This is a genomic window from Flammeovirga agarivorans, assembly GCF_012641475.1.
Lineage (GTDB): Bacteria > Bacteroidota > Bacteroidia > Cytophagales > Flammeovirgaceae > Flammeovirga > Flammeovirga agarivorans.
This window is the reverse complement of the sequence record NZ_JABAIL010000014.1, coordinates 38,658-62,089: the sequence shown is the minus strand read 5'-3', so window position 1 is coordinate 62,089 and position 23,432 is coordinate 38,658. Positions and strand designations below refer to the sequence as shown.

Annotated in this window: 14 protein-coding genes; 9 read left to right on the top strand and 5 right to left on the bottom strand. The window is 34.8% G+C overall.

Annotation, left to right across the window (positions count from 1 at the left end):
* The first annotated feature begins 152 nt into the window (after positions 1 to 152).
* The gene (locus tag HGP29_RS26005) at positions 153 to 1,100 is read left to right on the top strand and encodes an energy transducer TonB (protein WP_168885396.1); all 948 of its coding nucleotides are present in this window, start codon (positions 153 to 155) and stop codon (positions 1,098 to 1,100) included.
* 60 nt (positions 1,101 to 1,160) lie between these two features.
* Here HGP29_RS26005 and alaS read toward each other — a convergent pair whose 3' ends face one another.
* Both alaS and HGP29_RS25995 read right to left on the bottom strand, forming a co-directional pair.
* Positions 1,161 to 3,770, bottom strand: coding sequence for an alanine--tRNA ligase (gene alaS / locus HGP29_RS26000; RefSeq protein ID WP_168885395.1), 2,610 nt, complete (start codon positions 3,768 to 3,770; stop codon positions 1,161 to 1,163).
* A gap of 251 nt (positions 3,771 to 4,021) precedes the next feature.
* Complete coding sequence (locus HGP29_RS25995) at positions 4,022 to 4,366, bottom strand: hypothetical protein (protein WP_168885394.1); 345 nt, start codon at positions 4,364 to 4,366, stop codon at positions 4,022 to 4,024.
* Positions 4,367 to 4,755: 389 nt separating this feature from the next.
* Between HGP29_RS25995 and HGP29_RS25990 the strand changes: the two genes are divergently transcribed.
* The 6 genes from HGP29_RS25990 (at position 4,756) to HGP29_RS25965 (ending at position 13,368) form a co-directional block, all read left to right on the top strand.
* Positions 4,756 to 7,464: a family 14 glycosylhydrolase gene (locus HGP29_RS25990; protein ID WP_168885393.1), complete on the top strand. Its 2,709-nt coding sequence runs from the start codon at positions 4,756 to 4,758 to the stop codon at positions 7,462 to 7,464.
* Between the two features lie 139 nt (positions 7,465 to 7,603).
* Positions 7,604 to 8,599: a helix-turn-helix transcriptional regulator gene (locus HGP29_RS25985; protein ID WP_168885392.1), complete on the top strand. Its 996-nt coding sequence runs from the start codon at positions 7,604 to 7,606 to the stop codon at positions 8,597 to 8,599.
* A 93-nt stretch (positions 8,600 to 8,692) separates the two neighbouring features.
* Entirely contained in the window at positions 8,693 to 9,367 is a 675-nt protein-coding gene (locus tag HGP29_RS25980; RefSeq protein ID WP_211093425.1) for a DUF4136 domain-containing protein, read from the top strand.
* Between the two features lie 9 nt (positions 9,368 to 9,376).
* Positions 9,377 to 9,979 (top strand): OmpW family outer membrane protein, encoded by a 603-nt coding sequence (locus tag HGP29_RS25975; protein WP_168885390.1) that lies wholly within the window; start codon positions 9,377 to 9,379, stop codon positions 9,977 to 9,979.
* A 1,671-nt stretch (positions 9,980 to 11,650) separates the two neighbouring features.
* On the top strand, positions 11,651 to 12,412 hold the full coding sequence (gene tpiA / locus HGP29_RS25970; protein WP_168885389.1) for a triose-phosphate isomerase: 762 nt from the start codon (positions 11,651 to 11,653) through the stop codon (positions 12,410 to 12,412).
* A gap of 140 nt (positions 12,413 to 12,552) precedes the next feature.
* Positions 12,553 to 13,368, top strand: a complete 816-nt coding sequence (locus HGP29_RS25965; RefSeq protein WP_168885388.1) for a hypothetical protein — start codon at positions 12,553 to 12,555, stop codon at positions 13,366 to 13,368.
* Here HGP29_RS25965 and HGP29_RS25960 read toward each other — a convergent pair.
* From HGP29_RS25960 to HGP29_RS25950, 3 genes are all read right to left on the bottom strand, one after another.
* Positions 13,365 to 14,153, bottom strand: a complete 789-nt coding sequence (locus HGP29_RS25960) for an alpha/beta hydrolase (protein WP_168885387.1) — start codon at positions 14,151 to 14,153, stop codon at positions 13,365 to 13,367. The two genes, HGP29_RS25965 and HGP29_RS25960, sit on opposite strands and share 4 nt — an antisense overlap.
* Before the next feature lie 71 nt (positions 14,154 to 14,224).
* Complete coding sequence (locus HGP29_RS25955; protein ID WP_168885386.1) at positions 14,225 to 15,514, bottom strand: amidohydrolase family protein; 1,290 nt, start codon at positions 15,512 to 15,514, stop codon at positions 14,225 to 14,227.
* A 10-nt stretch (positions 15,515 to 15,524) separates the two neighbouring features.
* The gene (locus HGP29_RS25950; protein ID WP_168885385.1) at positions 15,525 to 18,524 is read right to left on the bottom strand and encodes an amidohydrolase family protein; all 3,000 of its coding nucleotides are present in this window, start codon (positions 18,522 to 18,524) and stop codon (positions 15,525 to 15,527) included.
* 121 nt (positions 18,525 to 18,645) lie between these two features.
* Here HGP29_RS25950 and HGP29_RS25945 point away from each other — a divergent pair, with 121 nt between their 5' ends.
* Positions 18,646 to 19,539: a TIGR01777 family oxidoreductase gene (locus HGP29_RS25945; protein WP_168885384.1), complete on the top strand. Its 894-nt coding sequence runs from the start codon at positions 18,646 to 18,648 to the stop codon at positions 19,537 to 19,539.
* Between the two features lie 715 nt (positions 19,540 to 20,254).
* Positions 20,255 to 23,431, top strand: a complete 3,177-nt coding sequence (locus HGP29_RS25940; protein WP_168885383.1) for a SusC/RagA family TonB-linked outer membrane protein — start codon at positions 20,255 to 20,257, stop codon at positions 23,429 to 23,431.
* Position 23,432 lies beyond the last annotated feature (1 nt).

Here is a 23,432-nt window from a genome sequence, read left to right as displayed (position 1 = left end):
GGTTGATGGGTTCTGAGAAATCCATCAACTTTTTTCATTGATGATTTCGATCAAACTACTTGTCGATTATGATAGTTATCAGAAGATAATTGTCTAACTTTCTATCTCTTCAAAGCAAATTGTATTTTACTTAAATCTGACAAACTAATAACATGCGAAAAACAACTTTAGCTTTTCTCTTATTTTTAATCACATCTATTTCTAGTTTAGGCCAATCTATCATTTATTTTAATGAGGACCATACCGAAGTAATGGATAAAAATGATGCTGTTTATTATGCCAACTCACACATTGGAGAACTTGAAAACGAAAAGTATAAACATACTACTTTTTATCTCGATGGTACTATCTATTCAACCTATTATACTAAGGAGAAAAAACGCTATAAAGATAAATTTGGTGATTTTGAATCCTATTATAAAAACGGGAATCTAAAGGAGAAAGGAGTTTTTGATGCGTCTAAGAAAGTGGGTATTTGGCACTATTATCACTCAAATAGCCAGGAGAATTTCAGTTATGAAATGAAATATAAGGAGGGAGAGTTTGAAGAAACTACCTTATTTATTAATGCTTGGGATTCTCTAGGAAATCAAACGGTGAAGAACGGAAATGGTCAACTGAAGTATTTGACAAAAAATAGTTTTTATCAAGAGGGTATGGTAAAGAACAAGTTGAAAACCGGAGAGTGGAATGGAACATATATTGACGGTAAACCATACTTTATTGAAACCTACAAAAATGGAAAACTAAAGAAAGGAAACAGTTGGGATAGTGAAGGTAAAAAATATAGTTACACAAAAACATATAAGAGGGCTTTCTACCCTGGCGGTATTTGGGATTTTTATAATTGGATAGGTAAAGTATTAAGATACCCAGACGATGCTAAAAAACAGGGAATAGAAGGTAAAGTTTATGTTGCCTTTATTGTTGACAAAAGTGGTCAACTGACAGAAATTAACGTTGTAAAAGGAGTTTATGAATCTATGGATCGAGAAGTGCTAAGAGTAATGCAATTAGTAAAACCTTGGAGCCCTGCGAAAAAGAGAGGGCAAAAGACCATATCAAGAATGATACTTCCAATATCTTTTAGATTAAGTTAATAAAAAACGGCCTTCTCAATAAAGAGAAGGCCGTTTCTATATCTATAAAAACTAGCTTAATTAAGCTAACTCTTGTGCTTTTGCAACAACAGCATCCAAACCGTTGATATCTTTACCACCTGCAGTAGCAAAGAAAGGTTGTCCACCTCCGCCGCCTTTGATCTCTTTCGCTAATTCCTTAACGATTTTACCAGCGTGAAGATCTTTTGCTTTTACTAATTCTTCATCGATCATAACTGCTACTTGAGGCTTACCGTCAACGTCAGCGGCTAAGATCAAGAACATATTTTCAACAACAGCTTTTAAGTCGTAAGCCAATTGCTTTAATCCTTGAGCATTTGCAACAGAAACTTTAGCTGCAATAAAGTTGAAACCGTCTTTAGCAACTGCTTTAGAAGCTAATTCGTTTTTCACTGCTTGTAACTCTTTGTTACGAAGCGTTTCTACTTCTTTCGATAAAGCTGCTTTTGCTTCTACTAAGTCAGCTACTGCTTTCTTAGGGTCTTTCGCTTTTAATAGCTCTTTAATCTCTTGAAGTAAAGTGATTTGCTCATCTACATATTCTTCAGCAGCATCTGCAGTAATTGCCTCAATACGACGTACACCTGCAGCTACCGATGATTCAGCAGTAATTTTGAATAAACCAATTTTACCTGTAGCAGGAACGTGTGTACCACCACAAAGTTCTACAGAGTAATCGCTATCGAAAGTAATTACACGAACGAAGTCACCGTATTTCTCACCGAATAATGCAGTAGCACCCATTGCTTTAGCTTCTTCGATTGGAACACTTCTTTGCTCGTTCAATTGGATATTCTGACGGATTCTTTGGTTAACGATTTTCTCGATCTTTTCAATTTCTTCCGCTTCCACTTTTTGGAAGTGAGAGAAGTCAAAACGTAAGTGTTTCTCGTTCACCAATGAACCTTTTTGAGCGACATGATCACCCAATACTTCTTGTAATGCAGCGTGTAATAAGTGAGTTGCTGAGTGGTTGTTCTCTGTTAGAGATCTACGCGTAGCATCTACTTTAGCCGTTACAGGAGCAGCTGGGTTAGAAGGTAATTTGTTAGCGAAGTGGATAATCAAATCGTTTTCTTTCTTCGTATCGAAGATAGCGATTGTCTCATCACCAGAAACTAAAGTACCTTTATCACCTACTTGTCCACCACTTTCAGCATAGAAAGGAGTTTGATCAAGTACTAATTGTATAATTGTTTTCTTCTTCTCTGTTACTTCACGGTAACGTAAGATAGAAGCATCTGATTCTAATGCATCGTAACCCAAGAATTCTACTGAGTCACCATCATTTACATCAATCCAATCGCCTTTTTCTGAAGCTGATGCTGCGCGAGCTCTGTCTTTTTGCTCTTTCATTGCTGCGTCGAATCCTGCTGTATCTACAGTAAATCCGTTTTCAGAAGCGATCAATTGTGTTAAATCAAGAGGGAAACCGAATGTATCGTACAAAGTGAAGGCTTCTTTACCAGCAATCGTTTTGTCTGATGCACCATCCATTGCTTTTTGAAGAATAGATAAACCTTTCTCTAATGTTCTTAAGAAGGCTTGCTCCTCTTGCATGACTACTTTCTTGATGAAATCTCTTTGAGAAATTACCTCAGGGAAAGTTTCTTCGAACTGATCAGAAAGAATATCAACCAACTCATACATAAATGGCTTGTTGAATTCTAAGAAAGTATATCCGTAACGTACTGCTCTACGAAGAATACGACGAATCACATAACCAGCTTTGTTGTTCGAAGGTAATTGACCATCAGCAATAGCAAATGAAATTGCACGGATATGGTCTGAGATTACACGGATAGCGATATCTGTTTTCTCATTCTCACCGTAAGCCTTACCCGACTTTGCTGCTAAGAATTGGATCATTGGTTGGAATACGTCTGTATCGTAGTTCGATTCTTTCTTTTGAATCGCCATACATAAACGTTCGAATCCCATACCTGTATCGATATGTTTGTTAGGAAGAGAAACTAAAGAACCATCCGCCTTACGGTTGAATTGCATAAATACAAGGTTCCAGATCTCTACTACTAATGGGTGATCTTCGTTGACTAAAGCAAGACCATCTTCTTTGGCTCTTTCCTCATCATTACGAAGGTCAATATGGATTTCAGAACAAGGACCACAAGGACCTGTTTCACCCATTTCCCAGAAGTTATCTTTTTTATTAGCAAGAATAATTCTTTCTTCAGCGATTAAGCCTTTCCAGATATCCTTTGCTTCTTGGTCCATTTCAGTACCGTCAGCGTCGTCACCTTCGAATACTGTAACGTACAATCTATCTTTTGGTAGTTGGTACACTTCAGTAAGAAGTTCCCATGCCCACTCAATTGCTTCTTTTTTGAAATAATCTCCGAAAGACCAGTTACCTAGCATTTCGAACATAGTATGGTGGTAAGTGTCAATACCCACTTCCTCCAAATCATTGTGTTTACCAGATACACGTAAACATTTTTGAGTATCGGCGACACGTGTATCCTCGGCGGCTTTGTTTCCTAAGAAATAATCTTTGAATTGATTCATACCTGCGTTGGTAAACATCAACGTAGGATCGTTTTTAATCACAAGTGGTGCCGAAGGAACGATGGCGTGCTGCTTGCTTTGGAAGAATTCCAAGAACGTGCGGCGAATACTTTTTGCGTCCATGTATATCTCTCTACTGAGTAATTTTTAAAAATTATACTTTTCAATCGGCAAAAATAAGATATTTCTTGAATCTAAATAGAAATATTAGTTAGTAAGTGCTGATAATAAGATTCTTTTAAAAAAAATTAGAGGAACTAGGAGTAAAAACTTACTAAACCATCATTTGAGAGAGACTTTATTTATCTATAAGCACAAAAAAAGAGTACCGTAATAACGGACTCTTTAAATTGAAACCAGCTGTGAAAATAGATTTACAGGTTGTAAATCGAAATAATAAGATCTGATATCACTGGACCTAAATTGTCTTCTTTGTGGTTGATCACTGTCCAGCCATATTTATCCTGAATATGAGTGATAATCATTTTGTCTCCGTCTTCATTTTGAAAAACATCAACCATAACACCACCAACATTCATTGTTGATACTTTTTCCTGATTTTGAGTAATGTGGTAATAATCATTATTGATATCACCTTTACATAGAGTGTATTCTGCATCAGCAACGCTACTTTGCACTTTACTATAAATGTTTCCAGCAAATGAGTTAAATGAGAATAATAATACGGTCGTAACTATATATAATATCTTGTTAAGCATAATCTATTTAAACTTTGGGGTAAAAAAGGTATACTTAACTAACGATAATGTTTAATTGGTAACTAAATGTATTTGTGCTTATTATGAAATAAATGATCGATTATAGACTAAAATAATCATATTTGCTCGATCGTTCAGTGTAGTATGAATTCAACTTTTATTGTTTGGTGTATTATGACTTTATTTATTATAAAAATGACTATCACTTAAATCTATTGATAATCTTTAAAGAACTAATCATATAATTCATTGTTATGCAAACGGTTGAAATTTTGGTTGGAAAAAGAACTTTCAAAATCTTCCCTATATTTGTTATATAACGATCACTGAATAACACTAGTGAATTTTGTTATACGTGCGAAATAGATAGGAAAAAACTAGCAAAGTCAATGAAGACGTTTGAAATTCGATTACCATATTCTGTATTAGAAACTGATACATGTTTTTCTCAGGAAAAGCCTGATTGGACTGAGTTAGAAAAATGGGTAATTAGAGCAAAAAAAATAGGAGTTAATGCAGTTGTTGTTCCCGTTCTTTGGAAAATCGTCGAAGGAGAAGGGAAAGCATCCAATGATTCCAACCATTATATTCAATACGACTGGACATACTACAGAAGTTTATTAGAGACATTAGCAAGCAATGAGTTACATATGGTTATAGAATTTAATTTCCATATGATCAACAACTATGAGCAAAGTTTCTTATGTACCTTACCAGATTGGCTATGGGGTAAATTGATGTCTGACCATGATGAGATCAAATACTTAAGTCAATTGAAGTATGTCAACAAGTCTGGGGGCAGTACACAAGACGCAGTGTCTTTATGGGCTGATCATTATGTAATGCCTTATTACGAAGAACTAGTTCTCTCATTTAAAAATAATTTCAAAGATCTTTCTCAACACATCACTAAATTTGTGATATCAACAACACAAAACGGTGAATTGTCTTATCCAATCAATGAATGTTCTTTCCCAAGGAGGAATATGCAATGTTATTCACCATTAGCATTAGACGATTGGGATAATTACGTTAGAGAAAAATATAAAGATTATGCTTCTGCCTCTAAAAAATGGGGTGTTGAAATAAAAGACAAAGAAGAACTGATCGCTTATTTTAAAGAGAATGATGTTCTTCAGAGTCGAAAGTACAATGATTCTGTTTTTGGTAATGATGTATCAACATGGTACAACAAGTGCCTGACAACACATGGTAACCGCACACTTCATATTCTACAAAGTGCGTTTAGTGACCATGGGTTCGAAGAGTCAAAACTGTGCTTAAGATTACCGATTGCTTATGCTGAGAAAAACTTAAAAAATATGTCTTCTCAGACAGAAGTAGGAGCTGGTATTATTGCAGTAAATGACGATACTGATCATAAAACAGCTTACTATAATTCAATGGATGCGATCGGAGAAGGTATCACTCCTTCACGATTAGGGTTTATCGTTCCTACAAAGAGTAGAAATGAATATAAATCTGAGTCGTCTTTTGCAGAAAAGGCAAAATCTATTCTTAGTTATGGTATGCATCATGAGGTGTCTTTCTATTTTGAAAATGAATCGATAGAAGGTTTAAACTCTCATGTGATCTGGGATAATGCAGCAACTTGGTTATTGAAATCGGACCAAATCAATGGTTTAATGATCAATAACTTAAAAGTAATGTTCGATAAGATGGCTACCGGTAGTACTCGTCTTCAAGAACTTATTCACAAGGTTAAATTCCATGACGATTATGTGGAAAAGAAACAGAAGTCGTTCAGAGTAATGGGGCCACTTCATGTGAAAACACATAACGCAAAACGTTTATTAGAAGAGAGAGATTGGCAGACTGTTTCCAAGCAATTGGACCGAATGAGAGATATTGGTGTGTCTGCTGTGTCTATTGATATATGGTGGGGATTGGTAGAAGGTAGACAGTCTGGAAACTTTGATTGGTCTTACTATGATAGTATGGTAAAACTAATTGAGTCGAAAGGCTTGAACTGGGTGCCTATTTTATCTTTCCACCAAGCTGGAGGTAACGTAAATGATGACTTCCTTCAGATGATCCCGTTATGGGTTTGGGGTAAAATTGTAGAAGAGAATCCACATTTAGAAAGTATTCAGGATTTACAATATGTTTCTGAAACAGGAGATGTAAGTGTTGAGTATGTATCACTTTGGGCTGATACTTTTGTAATGCCTTACTATGAGCGTTTCATGAAAGCATTTAAGCAACGTTACAAAAAGTATGCTTGGATGACTGACGAAATCAACATTAGTTTAGGACCTGCAGGAGAGCTTAGGTATCCATCGTACAACTCTCATGACTGGGGTGATTATCCAAACAGAGGAACTTTACAATGCTATAGTAGATTGGCCAAAGAAGACTTCCAAAGGTATATTTTAAATGCTTACGGAAGTATCGACTATATCAATGAAGTATGGCAAACAAAGTATGAAGGCCCTGAAGAGATTCCGATGCCTAATGCTGATGAATTGTTTAAAAACAACAATTACTCTACTTCGAGATATGGTTTGGATTTCTTCAACTGGTACAACCAAAGTTTAGCTAACCATGGTAATAAGATCATCAGAAAAGCGGTAGAAATCTTTGATGGTGATTTTAAGGATGTACCAGTAGGGTTTAAAATGCCAGGTATTCACTGGTTAATTTCAGATCCTAATCAACCAAGAGTAGCGGAGATTACAGCAGGTCTAATCGCTCCTTATCCAAATATCGGTGCAGTTGATAGAGGAGAGTATAAAGATATGTTGAAGAAAATCATTGATAGAGACTTCAAAGAAAGAGTGGTACTTCACTTTACTTGTTTAGAAAAAATGAACAAGGACTGGGAAGGATACTCTAGAGCAGAAGATCTTGTGATGTGGTTCTCTAATTCAGCAAAAGAATTGGATATACAAGTGATGGGAGAGAACGCTCTTTACCACGAGTTATATGCTCAAAGTGGATGGGATCAGATTGAGAAAGCCTTGACAAGAGCAAATACTAGTTATACTGGTATCACTATCTTAAGGATGCAAAATCTATTCTCTGACAATAACTTTGCGATTGAAAAATATGCTGAGTTAATAAATAGATTAAGATAGATTATTCTAATATATCACTAAAAATACCGTTGGAGATATCTTATTTCTAACGGTATTTTTTTATCTTAATATGAGGAAATTATACTTTTTAGACTATCAAAAAGAGAAAATCAATTAAAAATTAAACTGTTGTTAGACCATGAATTCGGAATTAAGTAAAGCTTTGTTAGCTTGGAATCAGGTGTTTGATGGAAGGATTGATGGTGATATTCTTTCTTTTAATAACGAGAAAGGCAAAGGTAAGGTGATTGCTTACGATTTTGACGATAATCTACAAGCTTTACAATTCAAGTTTAAATTAAACACACCATTAACTTGTTCAGGAAAGAAAATGAATGAGATTAATGAATATGTACCTATATTTTTTGGAGAGCCTGTCGAACAATCACTGGAAATTGAACAACAGTTAGAAAAAGGAGAAGGATTTTCTAAAGAAGACTTTTCGATTAATTCCCAAGGAGCATTCGCTACCAACACTAAGGATACAATCAATTGGGAGTTTTCCGATGCTAGAGAACTAACCTTTCTCTCCATTCGATTGAAAAAAGAACATTTTATAAAGTTGATACAGCGATCAGAGCGTTTAATTCAACTTTTCGACTTTGATGATTCCTTTTATATTTTTGAGGAATTCGATCCTATTATGTTTGGTATGTTTAATCGATCATTTGCCTTGTTAGAAGACGAAACCTTGATCTATAAAAAGGAATTAGTAGAAGCTTGTGTGAGACATCTATTCGCTACTTTTTTTACCAAAGTGAGTGAAAGGGAAGAGTTATTAGCTTCAAATAAATACCCTGTAAATACAAAAGCAGTTTTTATAGCGAGGACAATTCTGAAAAATCAATTAGATAAACCTATTCATATAGAAGACCTCTCTAGAGAGTGTGGTTTGAGTGGTAGTAGATTAAGAGCACTGTTTAAACAAGTGTTTGGTACCACTATTCATCAGTATCATCAAGATGTCCGTTTAGATAAAGCTAGAACATATTTAACCCAAGGGGAGAAATCAATGTCTATGATTGCGATGGATCTAGGGTTTTCTAGTGCAAGTCATTTTTCTGCAGTATTTAAAAAACAATATCACATGACTCCTAGGGAGTTTAAGGAAGATTTGAAGCAAAGAAAGTTTTAATAAATTTTTGATATCTTTTAATCAAAAACTATCATCAGTGACTCCAAAAAGCATCGTTTACATAACCAAATCAAAATAAAAACTATGAAAACGATGACCAAGCACTTTACATCAATTCTATTATTAGTAAGTCTAATGACTTCATGTGGCAGTTTACAAGATAATCCTGATGAAGTATCGGATTATGATACAGTGATCACTCACGAAGATCCAAGTTATGAGAATAGCTTTTCTACTGCTAGAACATTTGGAATGCCGGATTATGTTATCCATCCATCAGAAGATAACGAATCTCTTTCAAATTATGAGTTATCTTCTACGGACCAAGTAATCCTTGATCAAGCCATGGACAACATGTTAGCAGCAGGGTATACTTATGTGGAAGAAACTTCTGGAGAAAAGCCAGACTTAATTGTATTACCTTATTCTTTTGATGTGTCTTATGCCGGTACTGTTACTGCATGGCCAACATACGATTGGTGGTATGATTACTGGGGATGGGGCGGTTTCTACCCTGGTTGGGGTGGATATTATCCTTATTATGGCTATCCTGTATCAGCTGTTTATGCTTATGACCAAGGTACTGTTGTTTTAGAAATTGCAGACAACAGAGAGGTAGTAAAAGATAACGGTGAAGAAAAAACACCTATTATCTGGCAGGGTATCTTAAACGGAACAGAAACCAATACAATTGATAACCAAAACAGAATTGTTACTGGTATTGATCAAATGTTTACACAATCTCCTTATATCTCAACATCTAAATAAGCTAAAACCATGAAAAACTTTAAAAATCTTCTTTTAACAATCTCAGTACTTTTATTGGGAGCGACAGCATCTTTTGCTCAAGATAATATTGTGGGTATCACATACAGTATGGCTGTACCGACAACGGGAGTGAATAATTACATCAATGAAGCATCATTTTCTGGTGTAAATGTAGAATACAGAAAATTCTTAAACGATAACCTTTCTGTAGGAGCAAATATTGGATGGAATTACTTCCAACAGAGTAATGGAACACAAACTTATTATGGTGATAATGGAGCAATTACGGGTGAAGAATTTAGAGATTCGGATATTCTTCAGACAATGGTAACATCTCATTATTACTTTGGTGAAGAAGGTGGAATCAGACCTTATATCGGCGTGGGAGTAGGTGCTGCTGGTAACTATTTCGATAACCAAGTAGGAGGAATTGCAGTAGTAGATCACTATTGGAGTTTTGCAGTAACTCCAGAAGTTGGTGTTTTAGCACCTCTAGGTGGTAGTGGTACTTATCTTCTAACAAATGTGAAATACAACTATATGACAGAAGCTAAAGGATATGGAGACTATGGATTTTGGTCTTTTAATATTGGGTTAGCCTTTGATTTCTAATAGTATACCTATTCGTTAGATATATTTCAATTAAGAATATTTATATAAGCCATCCTTTTTAGGGTGGCTTTTTTACATTATTTAAAAACCGTTGTACTTGATGTTATAGATAAATCGTTTTTTGATAGTTTTCAATCGAATAATATAAATCATGTCAGTTAAATACAGCTTTCTTTGTACTTCTAAAATGAGGAAAAAATAACAATAGTATAGACAGTAGTTAGATTATATAGTTGAAAGAGGTATCCATTTTGGGTGCCTTTTTTTGAAATTAGTTATATAAAGTAGATAAGGCTGGGAGAAGCGACACTCCTGGCCGTTCTTTTTCTCATCTATTGCGAGTATAAATAATTGATAAAAGTTTGGACTCCTTTTTTCAATCGAAAGGAATGAATTTCACAGTGTTGATTTCTTAAATGTCTGTTTTTGAGTGAATTGAAATTTCGTATAGTCGGATTATGATATTAAATAATAGTAATCTGTCAATATTATTTTAATCAACTATCGTTTATAAATATGTAGATAGAATGATAACAGTAGTATAGACAGTAGTTAGATTATTATAGTGAAAGAGGCGTCCATTTTGGATGCCTTTTTTATTTGTTGAAAAATATAAAAATCAGATTGTGATATTTTAAAGTAAAATACTGAAAGTAGGTGGTTTACTTGTTTCGTTTATAAATATGTAGATAGAATGATAACAGTAGTATAGACAGTAGTTAGATTATTATAGTGAAAGAGGCGTCCATTTTGGATGCCTTTTTTATTTGTTGAAAAATATAAAAATCAGATTGTGATATTTTAAAGTAAAATACTGAAAGTAAGTGATTTATTTGTTTCGTTTATAAATGTGTAGATAGAATGATAACAGTAGTATAGACAGTAGTTAGATTATATAGTAGAAAGAGGTATCCATATTGGGTGCCTTTTTTTGTGTCTGTTAAAATAATGAAAATCAAAATTTGATAGAATACGATAATAATCTGATGATTTGTAGATAAAACTAACCGTTATATAAGATGTAGATAGAATGATAACAATAGTATAGACAGTAGTTAGATTATTATAGTGAAAGAGGTATCCATATTGGATGCCTTTTTTTGTTTCAAAACAGCATAAAAGCCAAAAAAATGACAGTAGAAGATTACATAGATAAAAAAATATTCTAATGTGTAAGAATTAGAGTAATAGAAAAAATTTAGGTTAAGTATTATGTCTTAAAAAAGTAGCTGTTTTGTAATATTTGTAAATATAATATAAATTTTCCTTGTTTGAAAGCTACTTTATAAAAAAGTGAGCAAAAAAAAACACTTGAAAATATTCAAGTGTCTTTCCACAGCTGGTTAATGTTACTGGTGTATCATGCCATACAATAGGTGACTAACCTATGATTCTTTACCCACTATCTTTAAGACATCAACTGTGCCATAACAACGTTTTTTGTGTAAATGCCTGTTAATGACCAGTTAGAGCGGTTTTTTGGTTTTGGCACACTTTCTTTCAGTTTCATTATGAAACTCATTTTCCAAATTTTGGAAAAATAGAATATTCAATTGTGTAAATTGTTTCTAACTTACTTCAACAGTATGACGAAACTCATTTTGAAACCACAATCAGCTACGTATATTCGCACCGAACTTAAAATCACATACATTCAAAAAAAATAGAACTATGAGACAAAAGATCGTAGCAGGTAACTGGAAAATGAATCTTCTTAAAGAAGATGCTGAAGTATTAGCTTCTGAAGTAGCAAACATGGCTAAAGATGAAACACCTTCAGATGTTACTGTTATTATGTGTACTCCATTTATCCACTTGAGCAAAGTAAAATCAATCGTTGGTAATTCTGCGAATGTATTTGTTGGTGCTCAAAACTGTTACACAGAGCCAAAAGGAGCTTATACAGGAGAAATTTCTGCTGCTCAATTAGCATCTTATGGTATTGATTACGTAATCTTAGGTCACTCTGAGCGTCGTGAATATTTTGGTGAGTCTAATGCTATGTTAGCAACAAAAACTGATGCAGTTATTGCTAACGGTATGAAGCCAATCTTCTGTTTTGGTGAAGTATTAGAAGAGCGTGAGGCTGGTACTCAAAAAGCTGTAGTAGAGAAGCAATTATCAGAAGGTTTATTCCACCTTTCTGCTGAGGACTTCGGTAAAGTAGTTTTAGCATACGAGCCAGTTTGGGCTATCGGTACTGGTAAAACAGCTACATCTGCACAAGCACAAGAAATGCACAAAGATATCCGTGATATGATTGCTGCTAAATATGGTCAAGAAGTTGCTGATGCTACTTCAATCTTATATGGTGGTTCTGCTAAGCCAAGCAACGCTCAAGAATTATTCGCTCAACCAGACGTTGACGGTGGTTTAATTGGTGGTGCTTCATTAGTATCAAGAGACTTTATCGATATCAGCAAGTCTTACTAATTCGTTAGTAAACTTAGAAAATATAGAGTTTATAAAGACTGTTCTATTCGTAGAGCAGTCTTTTTTTTGTATTCATTTTTTGGTATTTTTAATACTAACAACTTTAATGTCTCTACTTCAATAAAAAACTAAACATTTCTATGTCCAAATATGCACTTATATTACTCTTACTTACTTCTTTATTTTCAACAGTGACTGCACAGGAGAAAACCAAAAAGAAGAAAAAAACATTACTGTCCGAAGCTCAGAAGAATATTGAAGCTCAAAATAACATGACTAGAGATAGCATGGTATTTTATTTTAATGATTGGATGCAAGGATCTGTATGGTTAAAAAATGGTGCTATAAAAAGAGATATTCCCTTATTATTTGACCTTCAACATGACCAATTGGAAATGATGGAGATTGAAACTACTACTTTATATGGTGGTTTAGAAATGCAAGATACCTCTGTAAATGTGGTGGAAGTGAGTGAAGTAGAGAAATTTGATATCACTTATGTAGATGAAAGTAAACCCAATTTAGTGACCACATCAGAATATCATTTTATTAATGTCTATAAGTACACAAGAGAAGGAATTCCTGCTACTGGAATTTATGAATTAGTAGAAGGAGGCAGTGGTAAACTAGGTTTGTTGTCTTATCCTTTCCTTTTAAAGTCAGCTCATAAATACAATACATTTGATAATGATAGGGCAAAGATGGAACGTAACCGATTTACGAATGTACATGATAACAATGAAACTGTCTTTTATTCTTATCAGCTTAAAGAAAGGTTGTATTTCTTATCTATAACTGGAGAAATAATACCAGTAGATACCAAAAAGAAAGAATTATATAAGTTATTTATCGGGAGAGAAGAAGAGGTGAAAGAATATATTCGAACGTTAGAAGTTCCTTTAAGATCTAAGGAAGGACTAAGAAGGGTAGTTGCATTTTATAATGCAGAAAATTAATGATTCTTTGTCATCCAGTCTGAAATATATTTCCCAACAATTTCCCAATTTGGTTCAAACATAAAAGCATGAGCCATGTTATCGAAAATCTTGTACTCCTGTTGGTAGAATGATGCAGTTTTAATTACATCCTCCGGAAAAATAATTTTATCATCTTTGAAACCAATGTGATGCATTGGGCAGGTTACTTTTTTAGGTTCAATATTAAAGTCTCGAATAAGCATTTCTATCATTGCTTTTAACGATTCCCTTTGGATATTCTTATTGACATGTAATTGAACTTCCCTTGTTGGTAAAGTAGAATAAATACCTTCAGGAGCTTCAGTTTTAAAGAATTTCCAAAACGGAAAAAGTGTAGAAGCGGCAAATTTAGTTAAGCTGATAGGAGCTGAAAACATATGCTGTAACATAGGTCTAAATACTCCATAAGGAGGAACTGCTGCTAGCAAAATAACAGAAGTTAGACTTACTTTTTGTGCTACCATTTGTGCAACAAGCCCTCCCATTGAATGTCCAATAAGTATTGGTTTCTCTTCTAGGCTTGTAATGAGTTGGACGACGTCTTCAGTAAAATCATCAATTCCGTATAAGTTTAGCAGTAACTTATTTCCTTGGTTTCCATGTCCACTTAAACTAATAGCATAGGTGTCATATCCTTGTTTTGGGAAAAATTCTAGAAAGTTTCCTCTCCATGCTTCTGCACTAAACAAAGCACCATGTATTAATATAATAGGTTGGGAAAATTGTTTGTTTTCAGCAGGAATATAAATGACACTAGATGACATGTTATCTGGGATTAAATTTATGGTTTAGGATGAAGTTACAAATTCAAACACCCTAAACCATAATTTACTATTTAGTTATCGTATTTCTTCTTAAACTTTTGGTATAGCATTTCATGCTTATTGTTCAAATCAACTGTTCTACCATCAATAAACGCATGGGTGATAATACTTGTTCTCATATCTAGTACATCACCTTCGCTGATAATAAGAGTAGCTGACTTTCCAGTTTCAAGCGAACCAAATTGCTTTTCAATACCTAAAATAGTAGCAGTATTAGAAGTGATCATTTTCAAAGCATCTTCTTGACTTACTCCATATGCCACCAATGTACCGGCATAGAAAGGAAGGTTTCTGGAGTTTGATGCTGAGGAATGAGTTAATCCAACAAGAACACCTGCATCAGATAATAATTTTGCTCTTTTGAAAGGTAGGTCAACATCATCCTGTTCTCTTGTAGGGAGACTATGAACATCGGTCAATAATACCGGAATATCATTTTCCTTTAAGAAATCGGTGATTAACCATGCATCTGCACCACCAACAACAACGATATCTTTGATATGATACTTTTGAGCTAATTTCACAGAAGATATTATACTTTTAGCTTCATCTACATGTATATATAGCTTCTCAGTTCCTTGGAAAATACCTTTTAATGCTTCTAAAGGAAAATCAGGAACATTAGGAGTTGGAGCCATAGAATAAGCTTCTGCATCCATTAATGTTTGCTCAATAAGATCTACTGTTTTATAGTATGATTTACTGGTTTGTAAACTCTTGTCGGGGTTTGTCCATGAATTCTGGTAATACTTTTTTGGCCAGTGTAAGTGTTGTCCGTCATTTTCTTTTACAATGGCATCTTCCCAGTTCCAAGCATCAAGTTGGACAATCGAAGATCGGCCAGAAAATAGGCCACCTTGTGGCATCACTTGCTCAACTAAAACACCATTAGAGCGTACGGTTGGAATTACATGAGAATCCGTATTATATGCTATCACAGATCTCACTTCAGGATTACTCTTACCAGTTTCATAGGTATCACTCGAAGCACTTACAGCTTCAATTTCAACCAATCCAAGAGGAGATGTGGGCAGGATAAACCCTGGGTATAGATGTTTTCCTTGTACGTTAATAACGGAATATTCAGCATCAGAAAAATTATTTCCAATGAAGGAGATCTTTCCATCAATAAAAGCAACATCAGTATTTTCTTTTACATTGCCATTGCCATCATGGACGGTACCTCCTTTTAATACAATTCCTTTGTTTTGCTTTTCTCCTGGAGAAGGAACCTGTGCTTGTGATATTTGACAGATACCCAATATTCCAATAAAAGCAACGATATATTTATTGAATCTCATTTCTTTAAAATTAATCAAGGTGTAAATGGTCACAGTGTAATAAGTGGTTAGCTTTTGGAGCCACTTCTTTTACAGAAGCTCCATTCTTTTCTGCCTCTTGCATTTTACTGACCAGACGAGCTCTCTCAGCTTTCATCGCTTTACGTAGTTGTTCGTCTTTTTTCATCGAATAATAAATGGTACCATCAATCATTGTATATTCTGCTTTGGCATATATAGACAATGGGTGATCAGTCCACAACACAACATCGCCAGACTTACCTACTTTTATGGATCCTACTTGATCATCTATATGAAGAAGCTTTGCAGGATTTAACGTAACCATTTTTAATGCATCCTCTTCAGGCATACCAGCATATTTTACAGACTTGGCGGCCTCTTGATTTAATCGACGCGCCATTTCAGCATCATCCGAATTAATAGCTACTGTAACACCTTGACTAGCTATTAATGCAGCATTGTGAGGAATTGCTTCATACACTTCAAATTTATAGGCCCACCAATCTGAGAAGGTTGATGCTCCTGCACCATGTGCTGCCATTTTATCAGCTACTTTATACCCCTCAAGAATATGAGTAAAAGTATTTACATTAAAGTCAAATTGATCGGCAACATGCATTAGCATATTAATTTCTGATTGTACGTAAGAGTGACAAGAAATAAAACGTTCACTATTTACAATCTGTGCAAGTGCTTCTAATTGTAAATCTTTTCTTGGCGCTAAGCCATCACCATCAAATGATTTTTGAGCCTGATCATAAGCTTTTGCTCTACTGAATCCATCAATATACACTGCTTCAACTCCCATTCTGGATTGTGGGAATCGATGGGACATAGGCCAACTAGAACGTTTGACATTCTCACCTAATGCAAACTTGATAAAAGGTTCTGCTCCTTCGAATAACATATCATTAGGGTTTGTTTTTCCCCATCGTAATTTAATGATAGCCGATTGTCCGCCTACAGGGTTAGCAGACCCATGAAGTAACTGAGCCGAAGTAACACCTCCCGCTAATTGACGATAGATATTGACATCATTTGGATTGATAACATCTTCCATGCGTACCATTGAAGACATTACAGCAACATCATTTACTGAGAATAAAGCAATATGAGAATGTTCATCAATAATACCTGCAGTAAGGTGCTTTCCTGTACCATCAATAACTTTGGTTTTCTTGTTGGCTTTTAACCTTTTTCCTATTTGTGCAATCTTACCATCTTTGATCAGAACGTCGGTATCTTTTAGAATTCCTTCATTCTCGTTGGTCCAAACAGTTGCATTAGTAATTAAAATGGTCTCTTGAGTAGGAACTTGATCACTTCCATAAGCATTGAAAGGATAAATAACCGATCCTATAGCATCGGTAGTACTGTTAGTATCTTTTCCTTTTGTCTTTTCTGATGTTTCTTCAGGTTTAGTGCCCTTTATAGCCGACCATTTTAGCCAATTGCCAGCAATATCTTTTCCTTCTCCTGAGAAATTACCTTTCTGATCAGCCCATCCTGATAAACGAATTTGGTGTGTACTTTTACTAGTATCTGCAGCAAAAGATAAGGTCAACATTCCGTCGTGTAGTTTTGCCTTAGTATCCAATGCAGTGGAATCATTAATGTTGATTTTCCACTTTGCAGATTGAGGTGTATCTCCAGTTACCTCTAACTGATACTCTTTATTTGCTACTTGTAAGGTATAATCGCCTCTGAAATCATCTTGATTCCATGATTTTACCACAAAGCGTTTACCTCTAATCCAGTTTTCAAGAATATCGCCTTTTTCGAAGATATTATCTGAAGTGATGATCAGGTTAGCTATTTTCCCACTTTCTAATGTACCTAAGCGGTCGCTTGCATTAACAAATTTAGCAGGTACTGTTGTTAATGCAGCTAATGCATCTTCTTCCGATAGTCCTTGCTTTACCGCTAATCTAATATTTTTAAGGAAATCACCCTTCTTTTTAAGTTTACTTGTGGTAATAGAAAACTCAACTTCTGCTTTTGATAAAACAGATAAGTTAGTAGGGGCAAGTTCCCAATGTTTCATGTCTGCAAAACTCGCATTCATCGCGTCAATCGGGTCTTTTACATCTAATGCCTGAGGGTAATTAACAGGTACAATAATAGCACTACCTAAATTCTTTATTGAAACGATATCTTGATATTCATCTCCATTACCTAAATAGATATATGTCTTGTTGAATTCATTGGCCACTTTTGCAGCTCTTTCAATATCAAAACGATCTTGTGCAAAGAAGAATTGAGGTAAATTTTGGTTGGTGTTAAAAGCTTCCAAAGTTAAATCTGTAAACTGTTCATGTCCGCCGGCAGCGTACCATTGGGCATCATAATACGTTTGACGTAACAATGCGACATACCCCATTGTAGATACAGGGTACATTTGTTGAGAAGACCCTTTGCTAAAAGCATAGTGTGCTCCCACTTTAGAGTCAAGCATTAACTCATTGGCTTTGCCCTTCCCGAAAGTAACTAAAGCAGATGTTCCTCTAGCAACACCATCAGGTAAAAAAGTTACTGCTGTACCAAAACCAATAGAACGCATAGTTTTGGCATCTGATTCTTTACTCTTAAATAAGTCTGCTGCATTTGTATTGGCATTGATGGCATCATTTGCGTTGTAGGCCTTAGGGTTTTGGGAACCAATACTTTCTGGTTTTGAGAACGACCAAAAGCTTCCTTTTTTTACTTCTGGCATACCATAACTGGAATTAGCATCAATAAAGGACGCGTAAATATGTTTTCCTTCAACATTAATTTCAGCAGCACCTTTTGGAATATCATTAGAGGAATTCACACTCTGAATTTTTCCGTTTTTTATGACGATGGATGCATTATTGAGTGTTTTTGTTGGGGAAATATGAACTGTTGCATGGGTAAATGCATAGAAATTACTTCTATCATCCCTGACACCATTAATAGTAAAAGTTTCTTGTGCAAACAGAACATTTCCAATGGCCATAAAGGCACAAATGAATAGTGATAGTTTGTTCATATTGGAAATAAAATCGATGAAGTCTAAAATTCTCTCTAACTTAGTTAGAGCATTGATGTAATGCAAACAAAATTAAAGTTTGGAAGTTTTAATGAAAAGCATCAATTAAAGTATTACAAACATGAAAGTTCTGATCACTGGAGGCTCTGGGTTAGTTGGGCAAGAAATATCCGACAAGTTATACAGCAGAGGAGATGAAGTAAGATGGTTGTCTCGAAAAGAGGACCTTAATGCGAGATACAAAAGATATAAATGGGATATCCAAAATGACTTTATTGATGATAAAGCTCTCGAGGGTATTGATGCTGTGATTCATTTAGCTGGAAAAAGTGTCGGAGATGGAAGATGGACAGATACAGCCAAAAAAGAAATATTAGAAAGTAGAACGAAGTCTACTCATTTATTGATGGGAAAAATCAATAGTATGGAAAATCCTCCAAAGACAGTCGTTTGTGCCTCTGCAATTGGTTTTTATGGTGATCAAAAAGATAAAACCTGTGATGAAAACAGTGGGGTTGGAAACGATTTTCTTGCTGATGTTGTCAATCAATGGGAAACAGAACAGCAAAAACTTCAAAGAAGTAGATTAGTTCAATTAAGAATTGGAGTAGTACTAACGGAAAAAGGGGGAGCATTACCTAAAATGATGATACCTATAAAATTTGGGGTAGGATCACCCATTGGAGATGGGCAGCAATGGATTTCATGGATCTCACTTAGAGATTTATCCAACCTTTTTATCTATAGTATAGATAATACTGAAGTGCAAGGAATCATTAATGCTGTAGCTCCAAATCCTGTAACTAATGAACAGCTAACCAAAGCGATAGGAACGAAGCTTAATAGACCAGTTTTTTTACCTAATGTTCCTGGGTTTGTCTTGAAAACAATATTGGGTGAAAGTGCATCATTGGTTCTTTCAAGTACAAAAGTGGTTTCCGTTAAAGAAGTAGGATATAAATATGTAGATCAGATTATCGATGATGCATTAAAAGAACCTGAGAAATGCTGTTGATTTTCTAGTACTTACATATCAAAATTATAAATTTTATAAAAAGAGGAGTGATATGGTCGTAACATTTTACACTTTTCTAATAAAAGGGGGGATCTATAAAAGAATCCCTCTTTTTTTGTACTACAAATTCTTGAAAATGAGAGATTACTCTATTAAATAGATACAGAGTTTATAATCCTATTATCCACCACAACCCAATAATCTAATTAGAATTCAATTTGAAAATGAAAAAGTGATCTAATACATAATAATGATTCGGTAGTGAAACTATAACAATGCATTTACTGAGTTAATGAAGTATCATATTAGGATTGTGATGAAAGGTTCTATTTCATCAATATTGACTATAAAAAATTATAGAATAAAGTAACTACTTACCCTTGTAGGTTTTAAAGAAATAGTGTCCTTTTTAAGCTTAATGAGTTATCAAAACAGCTTTAATTGTATCGATTTCATTTACAATTGTATTCCTTAAAGTAAATCTGTTAATAGTTATCTTCTTGATACTGAAATTAGTAAATTTAAATAGTAACCTTAAATCTAACTATACTTAAAAATTTAATATTTTGACCAATTATAAACATTTCATTGACACGTCTTAATTTATTCTTTCTTCAATCGGGACTCCAAAAACTAAATATTTAACGACTTGAATTGACAATTTTCTTTTCGATTAAATGAAAATATCCCATTAACTCAATTATTTCTCAATTTCATGAAAAAGAATTTATTACTATTTGTAGCATTGCTATATATGGTTTGCAATGCTATGGCCCAAGAACGAACCGTTACTGGTACCATATCAGATGGTGCTGAACCTCTGCCCGGGGTTACTGTAGTTGTGAAAGGTACTAATTCGGGTACCATCACTGATTTAGACGGTAAATATTCCATATCTGTATCTGAAGGTAGTACACTGGTGTTTAGTTTTATCGGATATGCTACTCAAGAAATTCCTGTAGGAACTCAATCTGTTATTAATGTTCCAATGGAAGTAGATGCTGAAGAGCTAGATGAAGTTGTAGTAACAGCACTAGGTCAACAATCTGATAAAAAATCACTTGGTTATGCCGTACAGGATGTGAAAACAGAAGAACTTGTACAAACAGGTAACCCTGGTTTAGCTGGATCAATGCAAGGTAAGATCTCAGGAGTAGATATTAAACCTTCATCAGGTATGCCAGGTGCTTCAACTCAAATTAATATTAGAGGTGCAAGATCGTTTACTGGAAATAATACTCCATTATATGTAGTAGATGGTATGCCTATTAGTTCACAGGCAGACGTTTCAACAGGTAACTCGGTAACAGGTGCCGATATATCAAATAGAGCAGTAGATATTGATCCTAACGATATTGAAAGTATAAATATCTTAAAAGGTCAGGCAGCAGCTGCATTATATGGTATTAGAGCATCCAATGGTGTAATTATTATCACGACCAAAAGTGGTAAGGGTGGTAAAGCAGGTAAACCCATCGTTCGTATATCAAACTTTACCAGTTTCGAAAAAGTTTCAAGAACACCGGATTATCAAAAAACTTATGCTCAAGGTTATAGTGGAGCCTATAGTGCTTACAGTTCAATGGCTTGGGGACCACTTTTATCTGAATTACCGAATGATCCTAATGTAGGGGGTAATTCACAAGGTCAACAAGGAAAGTACTATGTAGACCAGCGAGCAAGAGCAGGATTAGATCCTTGGGTAGAACCTGGTTTATACGATAACTTTAATGATTATTTTGAAACAGGTCATACCATCAACTCTTCAGCAAGTATAAGTCAGTCTACCGAGCATGCTAATTATAGTATCGGCCTTTCTAATACGACTCAACAAGGTGTTGCCGCTGCAACAGGTATGAATAGATACAATGCGAAAGGTAAGTTTGATGCAACTGTAAATGACTTTTTCTCAACAGGTGTTTCAGCTAACTATGTTCAAACTGATATCGATAAGTTATCAGCTGGTAATGATGCATCATTAGCAGGTGTGTATGCAGCTCCAACATCGTATGATTTAAAAGGAATTCCTTACCATGAGCCTGATGATCCATACAAACAAATCTATTATCGTTCTCCTACTTTTGATAACCCGTATTGGGCAGCACAAAATAATGTATTTAACGAACGTACGGATAGATTCTATGGTAATGCATATATCCAATATGAAACAGATATCAATGATAAGATGGATATTCGAGTGAAATACCAATTAGGTATTGATACTTATACTACTCACTATCAGGATATTTTTGAATATGGTCATAGAAGTGGTGCGGGTTACATGTCAAATTATGGTGTCACCAATAATGTAATGAACTCATTAGCGACTGTTAATTTCAATTATGACATTAATGACAAGAATAACTTTCAGGTTATTTTAGGTAATGAGTTGAACGATACAAGGTTAAAAACATATACTGAAGATGGTAATGATTTTAACTTCGGTGGTTGGAAGCATATCTCGAATGCAAATGTTGTTACCGCAAATGAAACACAAAGAAGAACAAGAACTGTAGGTTTCTTTGCAAGTTTAACTTATAGCTATAATAACTTATTCTACTTAACAGCAACAGGTAGAAATGACTATGTTTCTACGATGCCATCTGGAGCAAGATCATTCTTCTATCCATCTATCTCAGCGAGTGTTGTATTGAGTGAATTTGATTTCTTGAGAAATGTTGATCAAGTTTCTTTAGTGAAAGTTAGAGGTTCATTCGCACAAGTAGGTCAGGCAGGTGATTATTATGAAAACTACTATTATACTCCATCATATGGAGGAGGTTGGTGGACAAATCCAACACCAATTAACTATCCATTGAATATCAATAATAGTAATGTTAATTCATATACTCAGTTCCCTCAGATTTATGATCCAGGATTAAAGCCTCAGAATACAGCATCATATGAGTTAGGCGCAGATTTAGGGTTCTTTGATGACAGAATCTCGTTATCATATACTTACTCTAGACAGAATGTAACAGATCAAATCTTTGCAGTTCCTTTATCATCATCAACAGGTTTCTCTGAATTATATACCAATGGTGGTAAACTTCATACAGATGCTCATGAGGTAACATTGACATTAATACCTGTATCTACTACAGATTTCAACTGGGCTATCAATGTAAATTACTCTCGTATTGTCAGTTTCGTAGATGAATTAGCAGATGGCGTTGAAAGTATCTTCCTTGGTGGTTATGTAACACCACAAGTAAGAGCGGCGGCAGGGTATGCTTATCCAGTAATTTATGGTTCTACATTCCAAAGAGATGATCAAGGAAGAGTTTTAGTAGAAGAAGATCCTAATTCACCATATAGAGGTATGCCACTTGCTGGTGAGCCGGGTATTATTGGTGATGTGAACCCAGACTTTATCTTAGGTTTCTCGACGAACTTCTCTTACAAGTCTTGGACATTAGCAGCTGTATTCGAATGGAAAAATGGTGGTGAAATGTATTCTGGTTCTAACGGTTTAGGTAACCTTTATGGTGTATTATCAACTACAGAAGACAGAACAACTCCATTTATCTACGATGGATATAAGTTAGATGGAACGAAAAACGATATACAAAGAGGTGGAGAGAATGATCCGCAAGCTTATCAATATTTATATTCTGATATCGAAGGTAACATCGATGAAGCATACATTTATGATAACTCATTTGTAAAAATGAGAGAGCTTTCTTTAGGATATAAATTCCCTGAAAAAGTGATTAAGGGAACAACTGCAATTGGTTTATCTGTATTTGCAAGAAACATTCTTTTATGGACAGCATTGCCAAACTTTGACCCTGAGTCTTCTCAAGGTAATACGAACATGGGTGGATCTTTTGAGAGATTCTCTATGCCTAATACGAATAGCTTTGGTTTCGGAGTAGACTTGACTTTCTAGA

Coding starts and splice junctions, on each gene's coding strand:
- HGP29_RS25950 (WP_168885385.1), bottom strand. CDS start 18,524: ATGAACAAACTATCACTATTCATTTGTGCCTTTATGGCCATTGGAAAT.
- HGP29_RS25975 (WP_168885390.1), top strand. CDS start 9,377: ATGAAAAACTTTAAAAATCTTCTTTTAACAATCTCAGTACTTTTATTG.
- HGP29_RS25995 (WP_168885394.1), bottom strand. CDS start 4,366: ATGCTTAACAAGATATTATATATAGTTACGACCGTATTATTATTCTCA.
- HGP29_RS25940 (WP_168885383.1), top strand. CDS start 20,255: ATGAAAAAGAATTTATTACTATTTGTAGCATTGCTATATATGGTTTGC.
- HGP29_RS25965 (WP_168885388.1), top strand. CDS start 12,553: ATGTCCAAATATGCACTTATATTACTCTTACTTACTTCTTTATTTTCA.
- HGP29_RS25960 (WP_168885387.1), bottom strand. CDS start 14,153: ATGTCATCTAGTGTCATTTATATTCCTGCTGAAAACAAACAATTTTCC.
- HGP29_RS25985 (WP_168885392.1), top strand. CDS start 7,604: ATGAATTCGGAATTAAGTAAAGCTTTGTTAGCTTGGAATCAGGTGTTT.
- HGP29_RS25990 (WP_168885393.1), top strand. CDS start 4,756: ATGAAGACGTTTGAAATTCGATTACCATATTCTGTATTAGAAACTGAT.
- alaS (WP_168885395.1), bottom strand. CDS start 3,770: ATGGACGCAAAAAGTATTCGCCGCACGTTCTTGGAATTCTTCCAAAGC.
- HGP29_RS25980 (WP_211093425.1), top strand. CDS start 8,693: ATGACCAAGCACTTTACATCAATTCTATTATTAGTAAGTCTAATGACT.
- HGP29_RS25945 (WP_168885384.1), top strand. CDS start 18,646: ATGAAAGTTCTGATCACTGGAGGCTCTGGGTTAGTTGGGCAAGAAATA.
- HGP29_RS25955 (WP_168885386.1), bottom strand. CDS start 15,514: ATGAGATTCAATAAATATATCGTTGCTTTTATTGGAATATTGGGTATC.
- tpiA (WP_168885389.1), top strand. CDS start 11,651: ATGAGACAAAAGATCGTAGCAGGTAACTGGAAAATGAATCTTCTTAAA.
- HGP29_RS26005 (WP_168885396.1), top strand. CDS start 153: ATGCGAAAAACAACTTTAGCTTTTCTCTTATTTTTAATCACATCTATT.